This is a genomic window from Nocardioides okcheonensis (assembly GCF_020991065.1).
Classification (GTDB): Bacteria; Actinomycetota; Actinomycetes; order Propionibacteriales; family Nocardioidaceae; genus Nocardioides; species Nocardioides okcheonensis.
The window spans coordinates 3,402,100-3,422,845 of sequence record NZ_CP087710.1; the positions used below are offsets into that span (position 1 = coordinate 3,402,100).

Annotated in this window: 18 protein-coding genes; 16 read left to right on the plus strand and 2 right to left on the minus strand. The window is 69.6% G+C overall.

Features of this window, described 5'->3' with window-relative positions; translation table 11 throughout:
- Positions 1-128: 128 nt before the first annotated feature.
- Positions 129-1,118: a DUF4236 domain-containing protein gene (locus tag LN652_RS16620; RefSeq protein ID WP_230441710.1), complete on the plus strand. Its 990-nt coding sequence runs from the start codon at positions 129-131 to the stop codon at positions 1,116-1,118.
- A 336-nt stretch (positions 1,119-1,454) separates the two neighbouring features.
- On the plus strand, positions 1,455-2,396 hold the full coding sequence (locus LN652_RS16625; RefSeq protein ID WP_230441711.1) for a hypothetical protein: 942 nt from the start codon (positions 1,455-1,457) through the stop codon (positions 2,394-2,396).
- Between the two features lie 174 nt (positions 2,397-2,570).
- Here the strand turns inward: LN652_RS16625 and LN652_RS16630 are convergent, their stop codons facing one another.
- A complete protein-coding gene (locus LN652_RS16630; protein ID WP_230441712.1) occupies positions 2,571-3,068 on the minus strand; it encodes a GtrA family protein in 498 nt (165 codons plus the stop codon).
- Between the two features lie 179 nt (positions 3,069-3,247).
- Here LN652_RS16630 and LN652_RS16635 point away from each other — a divergent pair, with 179 nt between their 5' ends.
- Positions 3,248-3,964 (plus strand): CDP-alcohol phosphatidyltransferase family protein, encoded by a 717-nt coding sequence (locus tag LN652_RS16635; protein WP_230441713.1) that lies wholly within the window; start codon positions 3,248-3,250, stop codon positions 3,962-3,964.
- 33 nt (positions 3,965-3,997) lie between these two features.
- On the opposite strand, the gene LN652_RS16640 is transcribed toward LN652_RS16635, so the two are convergent.
- A complete protein-coding gene (locus LN652_RS16640) occupies positions 3,998-4,783 on the minus strand; it encodes an SDR family NAD(P)-dependent oxidoreductase (protein ID WP_230441714.1) in 786 nt (261 codons plus the stop codon).
- Positions 4,784-4,886: 103 nt separating this feature from the next.
- Here LN652_RS16640 and LN652_RS16645 point away from each other — a divergent pair, with 103 nt between their 5' ends.
- The 13 genes from LN652_RS16645 (at position 4,887) to rpoB (ending at position 20,670) form a co-directional block, all read left to right on the plus strand.
- Positions 4,887-5,378: a MarR family winged helix-turn-helix transcriptional regulator gene (locus LN652_RS16645; protein WP_230441715.1), complete on the plus strand. Its 492-nt coding sequence runs from the start codon at positions 4,887-4,889 to the stop codon at positions 5,376-5,378.
- 103 nt (positions 5,379-5,481) lie between these two features.
- The gene (locus LN652_RS16650; protein WP_230441716.1) at positions 5,482-6,438 is read left to right on the plus strand and encodes an ABC transporter ATP-binding protein; all 957 of its coding nucleotides are present in this window, start codon (positions 5,482-5,484) and stop codon (positions 6,436-6,438) included.
- Between the two features lie 6 nt (positions 6,439-6,444).
- Positions 6,445-7,230 (plus strand): MlaE family ABC transporter permease, encoded by a 786-nt coding sequence (locus LN652_RS16655; protein WP_230441717.1) that lies wholly within the window; start codon positions 6,445-6,447, stop codon positions 7,228-7,230.
- A gap of 1 nt (position 7,231) precedes the next feature.
- Complete coding sequence (locus LN652_RS16660) at positions 7,232-8,056, plus strand: MlaE family ABC transporter permease (RefSeq protein ID WP_230441718.1); 825 nt, start codon at positions 7,232-7,234, stop codon at positions 8,054-8,056.
- 7 nt (positions 8,057-8,063) lie between these two features.
- Positions 8,064-9,338, plus strand: coding sequence for an MCE family protein (locus LN652_RS16665; RefSeq protein WP_230441719.1), 1,275 nt, complete (start codon positions 8,064-8,066; stop codon positions 9,336-9,338).
- On the plus strand, positions 9,335-10,372 hold the full coding sequence (locus LN652_RS16670; RefSeq protein ID WP_230441720.1) for an MCE family protein: 1,038 nt from the start codon (positions 9,335-9,337) through the stop codon (positions 10,370-10,372). Before LN652_RS16665 ends, LN652_RS16670 begins: the two co-directional genes overlap by 4 nt.
- 5 nt (positions 10,373-10,377) lie before the next feature.
- Entirely contained in the window at positions 10,378-11,340 is a 963-nt protein-coding gene (locus tag LN652_RS16675) for an MCE family protein (RefSeq protein ID WP_230441721.1), read from the plus strand.
- Between the two features lie 2 nt (positions 11,341-11,342).
- Complete coding sequence (locus tag LN652_RS16680; protein WP_230441722.1) at positions 11,343-12,488, plus strand: MCE family protein; 1,146 nt, start codon at positions 11,343-11,345, stop codon at positions 12,486-12,488.
- Positions 12,485-13,951: an MCE family protein gene (locus LN652_RS16685; RefSeq protein ID WP_230441723.1), complete on the plus strand. Its 1,467-nt coding sequence runs from the start codon at positions 12,485-12,487 to the stop codon at positions 13,949-13,951. Before LN652_RS16680 ends, LN652_RS16685 begins: the two co-directional genes overlap by 4 nt.
- Positions 13,948-15,258, plus strand: coding sequence for an MCE family protein (locus tag LN652_RS16690; protein WP_230441724.1), 1,311 nt, complete (start codon positions 13,948-13,950; stop codon positions 15,256-15,258). The genes LN652_RS16685 and LN652_RS16690 overlap by 4 nt, the downstream gene beginning before the upstream one ends.
- Before the next feature lie 52 nt (positions 15,259-15,310).
- Positions 15,311-15,967, plus strand: coding sequence for a hypothetical protein (locus LN652_RS16695; RefSeq protein WP_230441725.1), 657 nt, complete (start codon positions 15,311-15,313; stop codon positions 15,965-15,967).
- Positions 15,964-16,845: a J domain-containing protein gene (locus LN652_RS16700; RefSeq protein WP_230441726.1), complete on the plus strand. Its 882-nt coding sequence runs from the start codon at positions 15,964-15,966 to the stop codon at positions 16,843-16,845. The genes LN652_RS16695 and LN652_RS16700 overlap by 4 nt, the downstream gene beginning before the upstream one ends.
- Before the next feature lie 243 nt (positions 16,846-17,088).
- Positions 17,089-20,670, plus strand: coding sequence for a DNA-directed RNA polymerase subunit beta (gene rpoB / locus LN652_RS16705; protein ID WP_230441727.1), 3,582 nt, complete (start codon positions 17,089-17,091; stop codon positions 20,668-20,670).
- The last annotated feature ends 76 nt before the right edge of the window (positions 20,671-20,746 follow it).

The following is a 20,746-nucleotide window of genomic DNA, read 5'->3' on the forward strand; positions in this document are numbered from 1 at the left end:
CGTTCCTAGTGACAGAACTCCTCGTAGGAGTTAACCGGCATCTGAGGTAGTACCGGTGTTCGTACCCATGACCCCCCTTCGCGGCTTCATGGGTAGCCAGGGAAGACCTGACATGTGAGGGTCCATGCATGGGGTTCACGGCGCGGAAGAGTTTCAAGGTTATGCCTGGAGTTCGGATGACAGTCTCCAAGAGCGGAGTGAGTACCTCTGTCGGCACACGAGGTGCACGAGTCACACGGACAGCGTCCGGCCGGGTGACGCGGACTGTTGGGTTGCCCGGCTCGGGGATCTCTCACACTAAGACCGTTTCAGGCGGCGCCTCGCGTCGAGCGGCGACGCCGCCGCAGCAGGCGTCGAAGCCCGTCAAGCCCGGGCTGATGGCACCGAAGTGGGAGAAGGAACTGCACAAAGCCATCACTGAGCAGCATTACCAAGAGCTCCCTCGAATCGCGGGTGCGTACCCGGAAGCAGCTGGTGTTGCGGCCACGCTCGATGGCTTGGTGGCTATGCAGGCTGGAGAGACTGACCGGGCGCTTGAGGTATGCCGCTGGGCTTGGTCCGCCGGGGGCGACGTCGCAGAGCACCCCTTTGTGCGCAAGTACATCGGCCGGACGACCATAACCATCGCTGTCGCTTCTGGAGTCGAGGCGGCAGTTCCGTTCGGGCGCGATGCACTCGGGCTGGCTCTTGCTGAACTAGAGCAGGGCGCCGGCAACGTTGACGAGGCGATCGCCGTCGTTGAGGCTCTCGATCCCTCCGCGGTTGCCGCGGTCTCGCTGTGTGAGCTCTACCTAGAAGCAGGACGTATCAGCGACGTCGTCGACCTCACCAACGGGATGATAAACACTGACGACCCGACCGCCCTGCTCGTCACTTTTCGCGGAGTCGCACTCCGGGAACAGGGCCACCACATCGCCGCTCGGGAGGCGTTCAAGGAAGCGCTCAAGTCCAAATCGCGCGACTCCGCCATCCGGCACAAGGCCCTCGTAGAACGGGCCGAGACCTACGTTGCGGAGAACAAGCTCGCCATGGCTCGAAAGGATCTCGAGCGCGTGCTTGCCGAGGACGCGACGGTGCCGGGCGTACGGGAACGGCTGGCCGACTTGTCGCGACCGTAGGGCACCGTCGGCCTGAGCCCGTGCTCGCGACGCCAGGCGAGCCACCCGAATACGACGCCAAGCCCTGGTTGGCAGCCCGGGGCTTGCAAGCCTTGGGCTGACCGCGAGGCTGGCCGAGGGTGATGCCCCTACAGGGGGCGAAGTGACGGAGGGAAGTGACGATGTCTCTGCCGCCCGACAGGTACAACGCACCCTCATGAGTCTCGCTAAGCATAAGTCCACTGCTGCCCGAGCCCCCGGGTGCAGTCCGCGATGCGCCATGAGATGCGCGGACATCATCCAGTTCTGACCCATTACAGTGCGTTCACCGTTCGGCACTAAGTGGGGGACCAGCTCATGCGCACCGTGCTCAAGTTTCAAGTGCAGGGCGATGTGAAGATCTACGAACCTCTGCTGGGCGCACTAGACGAGACTGGCTGGACGCACGCCAAGATTGACCTCTCGCACGAGACTCTTGTGGGCTTGGCCAAGAGGGTCCTCGACAAAGTGCGTCGAGCCGGTCAGGACCTGCCGGTCAGTCCTGACAGCCGCTTCATTCAGACCGTGATCACGGATCACGACAAAGGCCCGGATCGTCGGTTCGAACAGTTCACATTTGAGCACACGGCCTTGTCGCAGGCGTTACTGCTGCTCGTCCAGATTCCGCTGGACGAGCGCGACGAAGCCTTCCAACGCGACATGGTCGTGATCAAGAGCCAGGAGAACGTGTACGGAATTTTGTTCTTGGATCCGCCGGCCGTGGAGACGCGCACTCACTCGCTACAGGCGCGTCTGCGATCGCCTGATTTGGGAGCTCTTCAACGCGCTACGGCCGAGTTCGTGGGTGCCCTAAGCCCAGCTAAGCGCGGCCCAGCGGACGCTCGGGTCTTCACGTCTCGAGGTGCCGCGGTTCGACGTGGCGGGCACGCACGACTGTTCACTACAAGTTTCGCGAGCATCCAGGTTCGCTCCGTTACGAATGAGCTCCTCATGACGGGACAGGCAATTCCGATCAACGGACGTCTCTCGCTGATCTGGCAGTCAGTCAACCGGTCGGCTGGACGAGTTCTCCTTGGCATCAGCCTGTCGTTGGTCGCCGTATCGGCGGCGCTCTTCGCGTTCTCACCAGACACAGGTTGGTGGGCGTGGACAGAGCAACTCGCAGGACGATTGGCCACCGGAGCTTTCGGAGCGCTCCTCGTTGATGGAGCGCTGGACTACACGGCGCTGCGTCAGGCCCTCCTGAAGGGCAGTGGGGATGTCACCCACGGTGCTGTCGTGGAATGGGCTCGGGCGTAGCGCAAGGATGCGCCCTTAGGCGCGGGCGACACGGCACCGCGTGCGACGTCCCGCAGCGGCGCCGTGACGCGGCGGGAACGACACACGTCCCCTCCTCGACCGGATCGCCGCAGATCCGGAGCGCGACAGGATCAGGCGGTCCGCTGACGCGACCTCGGCCAGGGTTGGTGAGCCCTAGGGCGCGCGCGTGGCAGAGACGTTCGACCCAGTCGTACCGCTCGCGTCCATCGAGCGCCGGTGGCCCACCATCGCCACACGGAATGCGCAGAACCGCACCAGGCCGGTGCCCAGGTTGGCCGCGATGAGGACCGCGAGCTCCTGCCGACGCGACGGCTCGGCGACGGTGGCGTCGAGCACCCACAGGGCACCAGCCGTCACGGCGAGACTGAAGGCGAGGAGGGCGAGGCCGAGCGCCTGGTGCTGCACGGTTCGCTCCGTGCCACGGACCCCGAAGGTGACGTAGCGGTGCCCGAACGTCCCAGCGATCGTCGACAGCACGAGCGCGAGGGCGTTCGCCGGCTGCGCGGCGAGCTGCTCCCGGAGGAGGACGTAGAGCAGTCCGTACAGCACGTTGAAGGCAGCGCCCACGCAGGCGAAGACCACGAGCTGCACGAGGATCGACCGCCAGCGCGATCCCACTCGAGTGTTCGGCAGTGACGGGACGGGCGGCATGGCGAGGCAATTGTGGCACCTCGGCGACGGAAACCACGGTCCCATCGGCGTTGTCCTGTTCCTGGCGCTGAGACTGATCCAGCATGCTTGGCGTTGCCAACGACAGCGGGTGCTCGAGCGGCGGGCACCCGGTCCATGCGCAGACGCCCTCCGGGCGTGACCGAGAGGTAGCTATCCACATGACAGCGACGCACGTCGCCAAGGAATCGCCGCGCCTTCGCGCCGCGGGCTGGGCCCTGCACGCCTACACCGCCAGCGGCACCGCGATCGCGTTCCTCGCCCTGACAGCCGCCGTCGGCGGCGAGGAGATCGCGGCGTTGTGGTGGCTCTTCCTCGCACTCATCATCGACGGCACCGACGGCATGCTTGCTCGCCGGCTCCGCGTCAAGGAGGTCATCCCGGCCTTCGACGGGGCGCGGCTCGACGACATCGTCGACTACATCACCTACTGCTTCGTGCCGGTCTTCCTGCTCTGGCACGGCGGCCACCTGCCGGAAGGGCGGCTCGGCACCGTGCTCGCGGTGCTGCCGCTCCTGGCGTCCAGCTATCAGTTCTGCCGCACCGACGCCAAGACCGACGACCACTTCTTCCTCGGATTCCCGAGCTACTGGAACGTCCTGGCCCTCTACGTGATCGTGCTGGGCGTGTCCCCCGGCGCGACCGCGGCGCTGGTGCTGACCTGCGTGGTGCTGGTCTTCGTGCCCATCAAGTACGTCTACCCCTCCCGGACCGCCTTCGCCCGCCGCCTCAACATCACCCTGGCGGGGTTGTGGCTGGTGACCTACGCGGTGATGCTGCTGCAGTTCCCCGACCCGAACGTCGTCGTCACCGTCCTGTCGCTGCTGTACGTGGCCTACTACGCCGCAGTGAGCGTCGTGCTGACACTGCGGCGTTGAGCCGAGCGCCCACCTCTCCTACGTGCCTACTGCTCACCCCACCCCCGCCAACACACCCCCGTCCGCCCGCAGTGCGGCCCCGTTCGTCGCAGCGGAGAGCGGGCTCGCGAGGTAGGTGACGAGCGAGGCGATCTCGTCGGGGTCCAGGAAGCGCCCCACGAGCGAGGTCGGCCGCACGAGGGACGCGGCGAGGTCGGTGACGGCGATGCCCTGCGCCTCGGCGATGCCCTCGACCGCGCGGCGTACGCCGTCGGACCAGGTGGGGCCGCCGAGGACGGTGTTGACGGTGACGCCGGTGCCGCGGGTGAGCTTGGCGAGGCCGTCGGCCAGCGCGAGCGCCGCGGCCTTGGTCGCGCCGTAGTGGACCATGTCGCCGGGGACGTCGACGGCCGACTCGGTGCCGACGAAGACGATGCGGCCCCAGTCGCGCTCGAGCATGGCCGGCAGCAGGGCGCGGGAGAGGCGTACGCCGCTCATCAGGTTGAGCTCGACGTAGTGCTCCCATGTCTCGTCGGTGACGTCGAGGAACGGCTCGACGCCGAACGTCCCGACGTTGTTGACCAGCACGTCCACCTCGCCGAGGCGGTCGAGCAGCGCCCGCACCTGGCCGGCATCGGCGAGGTCCGCGGCGAGACCCGAGACCGCAGCGCCCGGGACAAGAGCGGCGAGGCGGGCGACCGCGGCATCGACCCCTTCCTCGGTGCGGCCGTTGACGACCACCGACGCGCCCTCCGCGAGGCACGCCCGCGCGACGGCGAAGCCGATCCCCTCGGTCGAGCCGCTGACGAACACGTTCTTCTCCTGGAGCCGGAGATCCACCACTGCCTCCTCATCGGGTCGCGGGAGGGCGACCATTGACTTTCCTGAGCAAGTCACCGTACGCCATGACTTGCCCAAGCAAGTCATCGGCTAGCGTGACGGCATGACGGACGCCTTCGACGACGACGAGCTCGCGACCTGGTCGTCGGTCGCCACGCTCCTGGAGTGGGTGCCGGCCGCGCTCGACGCCCAGCTCCAGCGCGACTCGAGGATGGCCCACTTCGAGTTCGGCATCCTCTTCGCGCTCTCGCGCGCCGAGGCCGGCACGCTGCGGATGAGCACCCTCGCCGGCCACGCCAACAGCTCGCTGTCGCGGCTGTCGCGCGCCGTCGCCCGGCACGAGCGCCGCGGCTGGGTGCGCCGCGAGCCCGACCCCTCCGACGGCAGGTTCACCCTCGCGATCCTCACCGACGCTGGCCGGCAGGCCGCCCGCGAGGCCGGGCCGGGCCACGTCGCGCTCGTGCGGCGCCTGGTCTTCGACGCGCTCACCCCCGAGCAGGCCCGCGCGTTCGGGGAGGCGTGCCGGCTGGTCACGGCGCGGATCGACGAGGACCGCGCCTGGCGTCCCGGGGAGTCCCGCGACACACCGGAGTGACGCTCGTCCCACCACCCCGTAACCCCACGCCGGGAGCGGCGTTGTCCCCCTCAGGAGCAGCCCGCGGAGGGAGCCGCGGCTCGGGCCGGAGGGAGGAGGGCGCATGGGTGTGGAGATCGAGGTCAGGGACCTCACGAAGTCGTTCGGCAAGCAGCTGATCTGGGGCGACGTGTCGCTCACGATCCCGGCGGGCGAGATCTGCGTGATGCTCGGGCCGTCCGGCACCGGCAAGTCGGTCTTCCTCAAGACCCTCATCGGGCTGATCAAGCCCGACAAGGGCTCCATCGTCATCGAGGGCACCGACATCGCGAGCTGCTCCGAGCGCGACCTCTACGAGATCCGCAAGCTCTTCGGCGTGCTGTTCCAGGACGGCGCGATGTTCGGCTCGATGAACCTCTACGACAACGTCGCCTTCCCGCTGCGCGAGCACACGCGCAAGTCGGAGTCGGAGGTCCGCGAGGTCGTCATGGAGAAGATGGACCTCGTCGGCCTGCTCGGCTCGGAGGACAAGCTCCCCGGCGAGATCTCCGGCGGCATGCGCAAGCGCGCCGGCCTCGCCCGCGCGCTCGTGCTCGACCCCGAGATCGTGCTCTTCGACGAGCCCGACTCGGGCCTCGACCCGGTGCGTACGGCCTTCCTCAACCAGCTGATCGTCGACCTCAACGCCCAGATCGACGCCACCTTCCTCATCGTCACCCACGACATCAACACCGCGCGGACGGTGCCCGACAACATCGGGCTGCTCTACCACCGCCACCTCGCGATGTTCGGCCCGCGCGAGGAGCTGCTCAGCTCGGAGGAGCCGGTGGTGCGCCAGTTCCTCAACGCCCAGCGGGTCGGCCCGATCGGCATGTCGGAGGAGAAGGACGCCGACGAGCTCGCCGCCGAGGCCGGCCAGGAGCTGCCACCGCTGCCGCCGATCCCGCTCCAGCTCGACCCGTCCAACGGGATCCCGCGCCGCAGCCAGCGGCCCGCGGGGGAGTGGTGCCGCGAGCACGGCGTCACCCCGCCGCCCGGCTCCTTCGAGTCCAGCAACGCCGGCCTGGCGCCGGGGGCCTGAGGCGTCGTGTCCACCTCCCTCCCCACGCGCGCCCTCGCGCCGGTCGCGGTCGCGGGCAACCTCTTCGCGTTCGCCCTCGACGTGCTCCGCGCGCTCTTCCGGCGCCCGTTCCAGCTGCGCGAGTTCATCCAGCAGGCGTGGTTCATCGCCTCCGTCACGATCGTGCCCACGGCGCTCGTCGCCATCCCGTTCGGCGCGGTGATCGCGCTGCAGGTCGGCGGGCTGATCAAGCAGTTCGGCGCGCAGTCCTTCACCGGCTCCGCGTCGGTGCTCGCGGTGGTCCAGCAGGCGGCCCCGATCGGCACCGCCCTGCTCATCGCCGGCGCGGGCGGCTCCGCCATCGCCGCCGACCTCGGCGCCCGCAAGATCCGCGAGGAGCTCGACGCGATGATGGTGCTGGGCATCGACCCGATCCAGCGCCTCGTCGTCCCGCGCGTGCTCGCCTGCATGCTCGTCGCGTTCTTCCTCAACGGCATGGTCAGCGTCGTCGGCGTCACCGGCGGCTACGTCTTCAACGTGATCCTCCAGGACGGCACCCCGGGCGCGTACCTCGCGAGCTTCACCGCCCTGGCCCAGCTGCCCGACCTGTGGATCGGCCTGCTGAAGGCGCTCGTCTTCGGCGTGATCGCCGCGATCGTCGCCTCCTACAAGGGCATGAACGCCAGCGGCGGCCCGAAGGGTGTCGGCGACGCGGTCAACGAGTCGGTCGTCATCACCTTCCTGCTGCTCTTCGTCGCCAACTTCGTCCTCAGCATGATCTACCTCCAGGTCGTGCCCCCGAAGGGCGGATGACATGGCGCTCAAGGACCTCCACACCAAGCCGCTCACCGCGCTCGACGGCCTCGGCGGGCAGCTCGCCTTCCACCTCGCGGTGCTCCGCGCGGTGCCGCGGTCGATCCGGCGCTACCCCCGGGAGATCATGCGGATCCTCGCCGAGGTCACCCTCGGCTCGGGGGCGCTGGCGGTCATCGGCGGCACGGTCGGCGTGATCATCGGCATGACCTTCTTCACCGGCGCCCAGGTCGGGCTGTCCGGCTACGCCGCCCTCGACCAGCTCGGCACCGCCGCCTTCTCGGGCTTCGTCTCGGCCTACTTCAACACCCGCGAGATCGCCCCGCTGGTCGCCGGCATCGCGCTGGCCGCGACCGTGGGCTGCGGCTTCACCGCCCAGCTCGGCGCGATGCGGATCTCCGAGGAGGTCGACGCGCTCGAGGTGATGGCGATCCCGTCGATGCCGTTCCTCGTGGCGACCCGCGTCGTCGGCGGGCTGATCGCGATCATCCCGCTCTACGTCGTCGGCCTGCTGTCGTCGTACTTCGCGAGCCGGCTCGTGGTCACCCAGATCTACGGCCAGTCGCCCGGCACCTACGACCACTACTTCAACGCGTTCCTGCCACCGGGCGACGTCCTGTGGTCCTTCGGCAAGGTGCTGGTCTTCGCCGTCACCGTCATCCTCATCCACTGCTACCACGGCTACACCGCCTCCGGGGGCCCCGCGGGCGTGGGCGTCGCGGTGGGCCGCGCGGTCCGCACGAGCATCGTCGCGATCAACGTGCTCGACCTGTTCCTGTCCATGGCGATCTGGGGCGCGGCGACGACCGTGCGGCTGGCCGGGTGAGGCGGCGATGAGGCAGAAGTCCCTGGGCGTGGTCTTCCTGGTCCTGATGCTCGCGGGCGTCTGGGCCACCTACGGCGTGTTCACCCAGAAGTTCAGCGACTACGACGAGGTCGTGGTGCACGCCTCGCGCATCGGCCTGCAGCTGCCGAAGCGGGCCGACGTGAAGATCAGGGGGGTGATCGTGGGCGAGGTCCTCGACTTCGTCCCCACCGCCGAGGGCGCCGACATCACGCTCGGCCTCTACCCCGACCGGACCGCGGAGATCCCACGCGACGTCACGGCGTCGATCCTGCCCAAGACGCTGTTCGGCGAGAAGTACGTCTCCCTCGTCGTCCCCGACGGCGGCTCGACCGCGCCGCCGATCGAGGCCGGCGACGAGATCCGCCGCACGGCGCTGTCGACCGAGGTCGAGAAGGTGCTCAGCGACCTCTACCCGCTGCTCCGGGCGGTGCAGCCGGCCGACCTGAACATGACCCTCAACGCCGTCGCGACCGCGCTGGAGGGGCGCGGCGACGCGCTCGGGGCGAGCCTGGAGACGCTCGACGGCTACCTCCGCAAGCTCAACCCCGAGATCCCCGCCCTCGTCGAGGACCTGCGCCTGACCGCGGACGTGTCGGACACGTACGCCGACGCGCTGCCGGAGGTCGCGACGATCCTGCGCAACACGATCACCACCACCGGCACCCTCGAGGGGCGCGAGGAGAAGCTGAAGGCGCTCTTCAACGACGTGTCGCGGTTCGCCTCGGTGGCCGAGCAGTTCACGCGGAGCAACGGCGACAACCTGGTGCGCCTCGGCGACCTCGCCTCCTCCCAGCTCGAGGTGCTCGCCCGCTACGCGCCCGGCTACCCGTGCCTGCTGGGCGGCATCGTCGGCGCCGGCAAGCTGCAGGCCGAGGCGTTCCGCGGGTTCACCCTCCACATCGTGCTCGAGACCATCCCGAACCAGCCGCGTGCCTACGGGCCGCAGGATGCCCCCGTCTACGGCGACAAGCGCGGCTACTACTGCGGCCGGCTGCCGAGCCCGCCGTGGTCGCAGAGCAACCCGGTCACCCACCAGCCCGACTTCGTCGACGGCATCGACGAGCCGACCGGCAAGGGCACCAGCCGCGTCGGCCCGGGCTGGTCCGGCACCGCCGCCGGCTACGCGGGCGGCCGCGACGAGGCGAGCGTGCTGAAGGCGCTCCTCGCCCCCGGGCTCGGGGTCAGCGCGGACGACGTCCCCGACCTCGGCGTGCTGCTCGTCGGCCCGATGGCCCGCGGCGCGGAGGTGAGCCTGCGATGAGTCCCGTGCTCGACCGGCGCACGTCCGGCGACCTCGTCAAGCTGCTCGTCTTCGTGCTCGTCACCTCGCTCGCCACCGGCGTGCTGGTGGTCACGATCGGCAACCTGGGCTTCGGGTCGTCGCGGGAGTACCGCGCCGAGTTCACCGACGCCACCGGCGTCACGAAGGGCGACGACGTGCGCGTCGCCGGCGTCCGCGTCGGCACGGTCGGCGACGTCGAGATCGTCGACCGGTCGCGGGCGCTGGTCACCTTCGACGTCGACGAGGGCACCCAGGTCAACGGCGGCACGTTCGCGTCGATCCGCTACCGCAACCTCGTCGGCCAGCGCTACATCTCGCTCACCCAGGAGGTCGGCGACACCGCCCGGCTCCCCGCCGGGTCGACCATCCCGCTCTCGCGGACCCGTCCGGCGCTCGACCTCACCGTGCTCTTCAACGGCTTCAAGCCGCTCTTCCAGGCTCTCTCGCCCGAGGACGTCAACCAGCTCTCCTTCGAGCTGATCCAGGTCTTCCAGGGCGAGGGCGGCACCCTCGAGGGGCTGCTGGCCCACACGGCGTCGGTCACCTCGACCCTCGCCGACCGCGACCAGGTGATCGGTGACCTCATCGACAACCTGTCGCTCGTCCTCGACCACGTCGCCGACCGCGACCAGCAGCTGACCCGCCTGATCCAGTCGTTCCGGACCCTCGTGGGCGGGCTCAAGCGCGACCGCAACGCCATCCTCGGCTCCCTCGAGGACGTCTCGGCGCTCTCGGTGGAGACCGCCTCGCTGGTCGACGGGATCCGCGAGCCGCTGGTCCGCGACATCGAGCAGCTCCGGGCCGTCGCCGGCAACATCGACGAGAACAAGGCCGAGCTCGACCGGGCGCTGCAGGTCCTGCCGATCAAGCTCAACAAGATCGGCCGCACGGCGATCTACGGCTCGTTCTTCAACTTCTACCTGTGCGAGTTCCAGGGCCGGGTCAACCTGCCCGCCGGCGTCTCGCTGCCGGTGAAGTACCAGACCGGCTCCGACAGGTGTGATCTCGGATGACGGAGATGAAGCCCTTCCGCGAGCGCAACCCCGTCGTCGTCGGCGCGGTCAGCCTCGTCGTGCTCGTCCTGGTCGTGGTGGCCGCGCTGCGCGCCGACGACCTCCCGGTGATCGGAGGCGGCGAGACCTACCACGCGCTGTTCACCGAGGCCGGCGGCCTGCAGGTCGACGACGAGGTCCGCATCGCGGGGGTGAGGGTCGGCAAGGTCGACGACATCGCGCTCGACGGCGACCGGGTGCGGGTGACGTTCAAGGTCCAGGACGCCGCCGCGTTCGGCACCGACACCGGGGCGGCGATCAAGGTGAAGACCGTCCTCGGGTCGATGTTCCTCGCCCTCGAGCCGGCCGGTGGCGGCCAGCTCGCCGAGGGCGCGACCATCCCGGCCGAGCGCACCTCGTCGCCGTTCGACGTCGTCGACGCCTTCGAGGGCCTCGCCTCCACCTCGGAGAAGATCGACACCGACCAGCTCGCCGAGTCGCTGACCACGCTGGCCGACCTGACCCGCAACACCCCGGAGGAGTTCCGCGGCGCCCTCGGCGGGCTGAGCCGGCTGTCGGCCAACGTCGCCGCCAAGGACGCGCAGCTCAACACGCTCCTGCAGAACCTGCAGCGCGTCTCGACGGTCCTCGACGAGCGCGACCAGGACATCATCGCGCTGATGAAGGACAGCGACGTGCTGTTCCGCGCGCTCGTCGCCCGCCGCGACGCGGTCCACGAGCTGCTGGTGTCGAGCACCCGGCTCTCCCGCGAGCTCACGACGCTGGTCCGCCAGTCCCGCGCCGACCTCGCGCCCGCCCTCGCGCACCTGGAGAACGTCGTCGCCGTGCTCAACAAGAACGAGGACAACATCGACAGCAGCCTGCGGCTGATGGCGCCGTTCTACCGCGTCTTCGCCAACACGCTCGGCACCGGTCCGTGGTTCGACACCTGGATCTCCAACTTCCCTCCCGTCCCGCAGGTGGGCTGACCATGGACCTCGTCAGGCGTCTCCTCGTCCCCCTCGTCGTCCTCGGCTTCGTGGTCGCGTCGGCCGTCAGCTTCCTCGGCGGCGAGACCCCCCGGACCGTCGTCGCGCACTTCCCGCGCGCCATCTCCGTCTACGAGGGCAGCGACGTGCGCGTGCTCGGCGTCCCCGTCGGCACGGTGACCCGCGTGGAGCCGACCGGCACCGACGTCACCGTCACGATGACCTACGACGAGGACGTACGCCTGCCGGCCGACGCCCGTGCGGTCATCGTCGCGCCGTCGGTGGTGGGCGACCGCTACGTCCAGCTCACCCCGGCCTACGGCGGCTCCGGGAAGGTGCTCGCCGACGGCGCCGAGCTGTCCGTGGAGGAGACCGCGCAGCCCCTCGAGCTCGACCAGATCTACGACAGCCTCGACCGGCTCAACGTCGCCCTCGGCCCCCGGGGCGCCAACAAGTCCGGTGCGCTCTCCGACCTGCTGTCCGTCACCGCCGACAACTTCGGCGGCCAGGGGACGACCTTCCGCCAGACCCTGTCGGACTTCTCGCGGCTGACCTCCACGCTGTCGAACAACAAGGAGGAGCTGTTCGGGTCGGTGCGGGCGCTGGAGGGCTTCATGCAGACCCTCGCCGACAACGACCAGACGGTGCGCCGGTTCAACCAGTCGCTCGCGGACGTCTCGACGATGCTCGACGGCGAGCGCCAGGAGCTGGTGGCCGCCGTCCGCAACCTGTCGGTGGCGCTCACCGAGGTCAAGGGGTTCGTCGAGGAGAACAAGGACTCGCTGACGCGCAACATCTCCGGGCTCAACCGGGTCTCGAAGGTGCTGGTGCGCCAGCGCGCCGCCCTCGACGAGATCCTCCACGTCGCCCCCGGTGCGCTCAACAACCTGGCCCTGACCTACAACCCGCAGGCCGGCACGCTCGACCAGCGGGCCAACTTCGGCGAGTCGCTCAACCAGCTCAACGCCGACCCCGCCGCGTTCCTGTGCGGCTTCGTCGGGCAGGTCGACCGGTCCGAGCAGGCGTGCGACGCGATCACCCGGCTGCTCGACCGCAGCCGTCCGGGTGCCCTGTCCGGGTCGGGGCGGATCGCGGCGCAGGACGTCTTCGACCCGACCCTCGGCGGACTGGTGGAGGTGCAGCGATGAGGCGGTTGCGACGACTCGGCGCCCTCGCGGTCGGCGTGGCCCTGGCGACGGTGCTCGCGGGCTGCGACGCCAGCGTCTACGGCCTGCCGCTGCCCGGCGGCCCCGACGTGGGCGACGACCCGATGACGATCGAGGTGGAGTTCGCCGACGTCCTCGACCTGGTCCCGCAGTCGACGGTCAAGGTCAACGACGTCAGCGTCGGCCGGGTCAGCGAGATCGACCTCGAGGGCTACCAGGCGCTCGTCACCCTCGAGCTGCGGCGCGACGTCGACCTCCCCGACAACGCGGTCGCCGAGCTGCGCCAGACCAGCCTGCTGGGGGAGAAGTTCGTCGAGCTCAGCGCGCCCGAGCAGGGGGCGAGCAGCAACCGGCTCGCGGACGGCGACGTCATCGAGATCGACCGGTCCGGGCGCAACCCCGAGGTCGAGGAGGTCCTCGGTGCGCTCAGCCTGCTGCTCAACGGCGGCGGCGTGGCCCAGCTCAAGACCATCACCCAGGAGCTCAACACCGCGCTCGAGGGCCGCGAGGACTCCGCCCGGTCGGTGCTGCGCCAGCTGCGCACGTTCACCGGCCAGCTCGACGAGAACAAGGCCGACATCGTCGACGCGATCGAGCAGCTCAACCGGCTCGCCATCGCAGCGGAGAAGCAGCTGCCCACCATCGACAAGGCGCTCGACGAGCTGCCCAGCGCGCTCGACTCCATCGACCGGCAGCGTGACGACCTCGTCGAGATGCTGGGCGCGCTCGACCGGCTCTCGTCGGTGGCGGTCGACGTGATCGCCCGGTCCAAGGGCGCGACCATCACCTCCCTCGAGCGCCTCGACCCCGTCCTGACCCAGCTGGCCGCGTCGGGCGACGACTTCACCAACGCCTTCAACGTCTTCCTCACCTACCCCTTCGTCGACGAGGTCGTCGGCCGCGACCCGCAGGTCGCGCGCAACCTGCACATGGGCGACTACACCAACCTGTCGATCACCCTCGACGTCGACCTGACCACGATCCCCACGACGATCCCGACGACGCTGCCGACCGAGGCCTGCATCCCGCTCAGCCAGCTCCCGCAGGACGGCCCGCTGCCCGACACCAGCAAGCTCTGCCAGGACGCGCTCGACGCGATCAACAGGTGCCTCGAGGGACTGCGCAAGGGCGATCCCAGCGCCTGCCTCGGCCTGCCCGGGTCGGTGATCGAGGTGGTGTGCCAGCAGTACCCGGTGCCGGGGCTGTGCAGCACCGGCGGCACGCCGACGCCACTGCCGACGCTGCCCACCGAGCTGCCGACCACCCTCCCGACGCTGCCGACCATCTCGCCGCTGCCGACCATCTCCATCCCCGGCCTGCCGCGCCCGGGGACGTACGCCACGTCCCCACCCGATCCACGCCGGGGACCGACGGTCCGCGAGCTCACCGAGAGCTACGACCCCGCGCTCGTGAGCCTGCTGGTCCCGGGGCTGGTGACGCGATGATCACCCGTCGCACCAAGGTGCAGCTGCTCGTCTTCGCGCTGATCACGCTGGTCGGGGTGAGCTTCGTCGGGGCCCGCTACGCCCGCCTCGACCGGCTGCTGGTCGACCAGGACTACTCCGTCGTCGCCCACTTCGCCGACTCCGGCGGCGCGTTCGCCGGGGCGGAGGTGTCCTACCGCGGCGTCCGGGTCGGTGAGGTCGACCGGCTCGAGCTCACCGACGACGGGGTCGACCTCGTCCTCGACATCGACGACGAGTTCGCGGACATCCCGGCCGACGCGCACGCCCTGGTCGGCAACCGCTCCGCGGTGGGGGAGCAGTACGTCGAGCTCCAGCCGCAGAGCGACCGGGGCCCGTACCTCCGCGACGGCTCCGAGATCGCCCGCGACCGCACGGCGACGCCGATCCAGACCGACACGCTGCTCACCCACCTCGACGAGACCGTGCGCAGCGTCGACCAGGAGGACCTCCGCACCGTCACCACCGAGCTCGGCCTCGCGCTCGGGGGTGCCGGCCAGGACCTGCAGACCATCATCGACAGCAGCAACGCGTTCATCGCCGCGGCCGACGAGAACTTCGGCGTCACCGTCGACCTGATCCGCGACAGCAACACGGTGCTGCAGGGCCAGGTCGACTCCGAGGGGGCCTTCCGCCGGTTCGCCCGCGACCTGTCCAGCTTCACCACGACCGTCGCCGGGCGCGACCAGGACCTGCGCGACCTCATCGACGACGGGTCGGCCAGCGCCAACGAGCTGCGCACCTTCCTCGAGGCCAACGAGGTCGACCTCGGCGAGCTGATCAACAACCTGGTCACCACCGGCGAGGTCGTCGTCAAGCACCTCGACGGCATCGAGCAGCTGCTCGTCATCTACCCCTACGTCGTCGAGGGCGGCTTCACCGTCGTCTCGAAGTCGCCCGGCTCGGGGCTCTACGACGCCCACTTCGGGCTGGTGCTCCAGCCGAACCCCCCGGTGTGCCTGGAGGGCTACGAGGGCACCGACCGGCGCTCGCCGCTCGACGGCAGCAACGCCCCGATGAACGAGCGGGCCGGCTGCACCGCGGCACCGACCACCAACTCCCGCGGCGCGCAGAACATCCAGTCGCCGCGGCCGGCCACGGGCTGGGGGCCGGCCGACCTGGCCGTCGACCCGGACTCGGGACGGATGACCACCGACCCGGCGGCGATCCGGCGCCTGACCGGCTCGCGGGTCCCGGCGCCGAGCACCCTGGGCAGCGACACCTGGAAGTGGCTCTACCTCGAGCCGCTCACCGGCGAGGGCGTGACCCCGGGCGCGGGTCGTCGTTGATCCTGTCGGGCCCCTGGGAGAGGGCCCGGACGTCCCGAGGGAGGGAACACCCATGTCACTGACGACCGAGAGGGCCGCGCGCGACGACGTCGCGACGTCCGACCCCGTCCCCGCAGCCGAGGGCCGCCGCCGACCGCGCGGCCGGACCGTGCTCGCCGCCGTCCTCGCGCTGGTGGTCGCGGCCGCGGTCGCGGTGCTGGTCCAGCTCGCCGTGGCCGGCCGCGGCTCCGCGGACGGCGGGCTCGAGCTGCCCCAGGAGCGCGAGCAGGTGATGAGCCTGACCAGCCAGTTCGTGAAGCGGCTCGGCACCTACAGCCCCGACATGGTCGACGACTCCGGGCAGATGCCGGCCTACCGCGAGCAGGTCCGCGAGGTGATCACGCCGAAGTTCGCGGCCGACTTCGACAAGGAGGTCACCACCGCCGAGCAGCTCGTCGCCCGGGGTGGGATCACCCGCAGCGCCGACGTCTTCGCCACCGCCGTCTCCTCCATCGACGACGACTCCGCCCGGGTGCTGGTCGCCGGGGCGTTCACCGACAGCTACACCCGGGGCGAGGGCGAGAAGGCCCGCACCGTCGACCAGGAGCCGCTGCCGTTCCGGTTCACCGTCGACCTCGTGCGCAGCGAGGGGGAGTGGCTGGTCGACGACTTCACGCCGGTCAGCAGCCCCTCCGACGAGGCCGGCGCGAGCGAGGGGAGCACGCCGTGAGCGACGCACCCACCTGGTACGACCTCCTCGACGTCCCCCGCGACGCGTCCGCAGACGCGGTCCGCGCGGCCTGGAAGGAGCGGACGGCCGACCTCGAGCCCGGTGACCGGCGCTTCGACACGCTCAACCGGGCCGCCCGGGTCCTGCTCGACCCCGCCGCGCGGTCGGCGTACGACGCCTCCCTGCCGGCCGACGAGGCCGAGGAGGGCGCCCCGGCCCACCCGCTGGTCGAGGAGGGCGCCCTGGCGCCCGTCACGAGACCCCTGGACGACGAGGCCGCGCCTGGACGACCGGGTCTCGTGACGCGACTTCGTCGCTCCCTTCGAGACGGCGCTGGCGCGCCTCCTCAGGACGGCGCCTCGACCGGCGGTGCTTCCTCGACCGGCGGTGCCGGCGTCCCCGGCTGGCTGCTGGCCGGTCTCGGCGTGCTCGCGGCCGTGCTCGTCGCGGCGGCAGCGTGGACGTGGACGCGGGCCGACGGGGGCGAGGGCTCCACCGCGGCGCGCGACGCGCAGGTCGCGGCGGAGCGCGCGGTCGTCCCGGTGCTGTCCTACGACTTCCGCCACCTCGACGAGGACCAGCGCGCCGCCCAGGCCCTGATGACCGGCTCCTACCGCCAGGAGTACGACAAGCTCTTCGCGGTGCTGCGGGAGAACGCCCCGCAGACCCGCACCGCGGTGAGCGCCGAGGTGGTCGCGTCGGGGATCGTGCGGGCCACCGACGACCGGGCGCAGGTGCTGGTCTTCGTCGACCGGCCGACGACCAACAAGCTCGACGCCGAGCCCGTGGTCTACAAGGACCAGGTGACGCTGTCGATGCAGCGCGTCGACGGCGAGTGGCTCGTCGACGACCTGCTCACCTCGCCGGTGCAGGGGTAGTCCCCGGTCCACAGGGGTGGGCCAATCGGCGCGTTCTGCTTGACCACGGGGGCTGCGGCGTTCATAGTCGTGGCCAACGCGTGGAGGTCGTCCCTCGGGAAATCAGCCCCGCGATTGAGTCATGTCCGCAGGTGCGCTATCGTAGTGCTTTGCGCCTGCCCTCAGATGCCCGACGCCTCCCGGAACGGCTGTCGTGGTGGTCGGCCGGCGCCGAGATCACTTGATCATTTGTGAGGACAACTCTTGGCCGCGCGCAGCTCCGCTGGTAACCACCGTCGCACCTCTTTCGCAAAGATCACCGAACCTCTCGAGGTTCCCCCTCTCATCTCGCTCCAGACGAGCAGCTTCGACTGGCTGGTCGGCGGAGAGCGTTGGGAGCAGGAGGTGGCAGCCCGTCGGGCCGCCGGTGAGGACGTCTCCGAGAAGACCGGTCTGCAGGAGATCTTCGAGGAGATCTCCCCGATCGAGGACTTCTCCGAGACGATGATGCTCTCCTTCGACAACCCGGTCTTCCTGGACGAGAAGTACACCGAGGAGGAGTGCAAGGAGAAGGACTTCACCTACTCCCGCCCGCTCTACGTCTCGGCCGAGTTCATGAACCACGAGACCGGTGAGATCAAGGGCCAGACCGTCTTCATGGGCGACTTCCCCATGATGACCCGCAAGGGCACCTTCATCATCAACGGCACCGAGCGCGTCGTGGTCTCCCAGCTGGTCCGCTCGCCGGGCGTCTACTTCGAGTCCACCCCGGACAAGACCTCGGACAAGGACATCTTCACCGCCAAGCTCATCCCGAGCCGTGGCGCGTGGCTGGAGTTCGAGATCGACAAGCGCGACCTGGTCGGCGTGCGCCTGGACCGCAAGCGCAAGCAGAACGTCACCGTGCTGCTCAAGGCGCTCGGCTGGACGACCGAGCAGATCCGCGAGGAGTTCGGCCAGTACGAGTCGATGATGCTGACCCTCGAGAAGGACTCCGTCCGCTACGAGGTCGTCTACGAGGAGCTGCAGAAGAAGGCGCGGGGCGAGGCCCCGACCGCCGAGCAGGTCAACGACGAGGTCACCCGTCTCGCGCTGCTCGACATCTACCGCAAGCTGCGCCCGGGCGAGCCGCCGACGGCCGAGGCCGCGCAGACGCTGCTGAACAACTACTACTTCAACGGCAAGCGCTACGACCTCGCCAAGGTCGGCCGCTACAAGATCAACAAGAAGCTCGGCCTGCACGAGGCGTTCGACCAGCAGACGCTGACCATCGACGACATCGTGGCCGCGATCCGCTACGTCGTGCAGCTGCACGCCGCGGGCGTCCAGGTCGAGTCCCCCGACCTGGTCGACGCCGAGGGCAACGTCGTCGAGGGCCCCGACGGTGCTCCCGTCAAGGTCCAGGCCGACGACATCGACCACTTCGGCAACCGGCGCATGCGCACGGTCGGCGAGCTGATCCAGAACCAGCTCCGCACCGGCCTGGCCCGCATGGAGCGCGTGGTCCGCGAGCGGATGACGACCCAGGACGTCGAGGCCATCACGCCGCAGTCCCTGATCAACATCCGTCCCGTGGTCGCGGCGCTGAAGGAGTTCTTCGGCACCTCGCAGCTCTCGCAGTTCATGGACCAGACCAACCCGATCGCCGGCCTGACGCACAAGCGTCGCCTCTCCGCGCTCGGCCCGGGTGGTCTGTCCCGCGACCGCGCCGGCATGGAGGTCCGTGACGTCCACCCGTCGCACTACGGCCGCATGTGCCCGATCGAGACGCCGGAAGGCCCGAACATCGGCCTGATCGGCTCGCTCGCCTCCTACGGCCGGATCAACCCGTTCGGCTTCGTGGAGACGCCCTACCGCAAGGTCGTCGACGGTGTCGTCACCGACCAGATCGACTACCTCACCGCCGACGACGAGGACCGCTACGTCATCGCCCAGGCCAACGCCCCCCTCGACACGAACATGAAGTTCGTCGAGGAGCGCGTCCTGGTCCGCCAGAAGGACGGCGAGGTCGACGCGATCCTCGCCGGCGAGGTCGACTACATGGACGTCTCGCCGCGCCAGATGGTGTCGGTCGCGACCGCCCTGATCCCGTTCCTCGAGCACGACGACGCCAACCGCGCGCTCATGGGCGCCAACATGCAGCGCCAGGCCGTGCCGCTGATCACCAGCGACAGCCCGCTGGTCGGCACCGGCATGGAGTACCGCGCCGCCGTCGACGCCGGTGACGTGGTCGTCGCCGACGCCGCCGGTGTGGTCAAGGAGGTGTCCGCCGACGCCATCGAGACGATGAACGACGACGGCACCTACCAGACCTACAAGATGGCCAAGTTCCGTCGCTCCAACCAGGGCACCTGCATCAACCAGCGCCCGCTGGTCAAGGCCGGTGACCGCCTCGAGGTCGGCACGCCGATCGCCGACGGTCCCTGCACCGACGACGCCGAGATGGCGCTAGGCACCAACCTGCTCGTCGCCTTCATGCCGTGGCAGGGCCACAACTACGAGGACGCGATCATCCTCAGCCAGCGCCTGGTGCAGGAGGACATCCTCACCTCGATCCACATCGAGGAGCACGAGGTCGACGCCCGCGACACCAAGCTCGGCCCCGAGGAGATCACCCGGGACATCCCGAACGTCTCCGAGGAGGGCCTGGCCGACCTCGACGAGCGCGGCATCATCCGCATCGGCGCCGAGGTCACCACCGGTGACATCCTGGTCGGCAAGGTCACGCCCAAGGGCGAGACCGAGCTCACCCCCGAGGAGCGCCTGCTCCGCGCGATCTTCGGCGAGAAGGCGCGCGAGGTGCGCGACACCTCGATGAAGGTGCCCCACGGCGAGTCCGGCACCGTCATCGGCGTGCGGGTCTTCGACCGCGAGGACGGCGACGACCTGCCTCCGGGCGTCAACCAGCTGGTCCGCGTCTACGTCGCCCAGAAGCGCAAGATCTCGGTCGGTGACAAGCTCGCCGGTCGTCACGGCAACAAGGGCGTCATCGCCAAGATCCTGCCGGTCGAGGACATGCCGTTCATGGAGGACGGCACGCCGGTCGACGTCGTGCTCAACCCGCTGGGTGTGCCGCGCCGTATGAACATCGGCCAGATCCTCGAGCTCCACCTGGGCTGGCTCGCCAAGCAGGGCTGGGACCTCAACCTGTCCGGCGAGGCCGGCGAGTCCGAGTGGAAGCAGCGCCTCATCTCCATCGGCGCCGACAAGGCCGACCCGAACACCAAGGTCGCGACCCCGGTCTTCGACGGTGCGCGCGAGGACGAGATCACCGGCCTGCTCGGCTCGACCCTGCCGAACCGCGACGGTGAGCGGATGGTCAAGGAGGACGGCAAGGCCAACCTCTTCGACGGTCGCTCCGGCGAGCCGTTCCCGGAGCCGGTGGCCGTGGGCTACATGTACATCCTCAAGCTGCACCACCTCGTCGACGACAAGATCCACGCGCGCTCTACCGGCCCCTACTCGATGATCACGCAGCAGCCCCTGGGCGGTAAGGCCCAGTTCGGTGGCCAGCGGTTCGGCGAGATGGAGGTCTGGGCGATGGAGGCGTACGGCGCCGCCTACGCCCTGCAGGAGCTGCTCACGATCAAGTCGGACGACGTCCCGGGCCGCGTGAAGGTCTACGAGGCGATCGTCAAGGGCGAGAACATCCCCGACTCGGGCATCCCGGAGTCGTTCAAGGTGCTCGTCAAGGAGATGCAGTCGCTCTGCCTCAACGTGGAGGTGCTGTCGCAGGACGGCTCCACCATCGAGATGAAGGACGCCGAGGAAGACGTCTTCCGCGCGGCCGAGGAGCTCGGCATCGACCTCTCCCGCCGCGAGCCCAGCTCGGTCGAAGAGGTGTGACGGCAGGGGCCCCTCGCGGGGCCCCTGCCTCCGCCCCCTACCTCACTTTTCCTAGAACTACCGAAGGGTTGCAGCC

Coding starts and splice junctions, on each gene's coding strand:
- LN652_RS16620 (WP_230441710.1), top strand. CDS start 129: ATGGGGTTCACGGCGCGGAAGAGTTTCAAGGTTATGCCTGGAGTTCGG.
- LN652_RS16625 (WP_230441711.1), top strand. CDS start 1,455: ATGCGCACCGTGCTCAAGTTTCAAGTGCAGGGCGATGTGAAGATCTAC.
- LN652_RS16630 (WP_230441712.1), bottom strand. CDS start 3,068: ATGCCGCCCGTCCCGTCACTGCCGAACACTCGAGTGGGATCGCGCTGG.
- LN652_RS16635 (WP_230441713.1), top strand. CDS start 3,248: ATGACAGCGACGCACGTCGCCAAGGAATCGCCGCGCCTTCGCGCCGCG.
- LN652_RS16645 (WP_230441715.1), top strand. CDS start 4,887: ATGACGGACGCCTTCGACGACGACGAGCTCGCGACCTGGTCGTCGGTC.
- LN652_RS16650 (WP_230441716.1), top strand. CDS start 5,482: ATGGGTGTGGAGATCGAGGTCAGGGACCTCACGAAGTCGTTCGGCAAG.
- LN652_RS16660 (WP_230441718.1), top strand. CDS start 7,232: ATGGCGCTCAAGGACCTCCACACCAAGCCGCTCACCGCGCTCGACGGC.
- LN652_RS16665 (WP_230441719.1), top strand. CDS start 8,064: ATGAGGCAGAAGTCCCTGGGCGTGGTCTTCCTGGTCCTGATGCTCGCG.
- LN652_RS16670 (WP_230441720.1), top strand. CDS start 9,335: ATGAGTCCCGTGCTCGACCGGCGCACGTCCGGCGACCTCGTCAAGCTG.
- LN652_RS16675 (WP_230441721.1), top strand. CDS start 10,378: ATGAAGCCCTTCCGCGAGCGCAACCCCGTCGTCGTCGGCGCGGTCAGC.
- LN652_RS16680 (WP_230441722.1), top strand. CDS start 11,343: ATGGACCTCGTCAGGCGTCTCCTCGTCCCCCTCGTCGTCCTCGGCTTC.
- LN652_RS16685 (WP_230441723.1), top strand. CDS start 12,485: ATGAGGCGGTTGCGACGACTCGGCGCCCTCGCGGTCGGCGTGGCCCTG.
- LN652_RS16690 (WP_230441724.1), top strand. CDS start 13,948: ATGATCACCCGTCGCACCAAGGTGCAGCTGCTCGTCTTCGCGCTGATC.
- LN652_RS16695 (WP_230441725.1), top strand. CDS start 15,311: ATGTCACTGACGACCGAGAGGGCCGCGCGCGACGACGTCGCGACGTCC.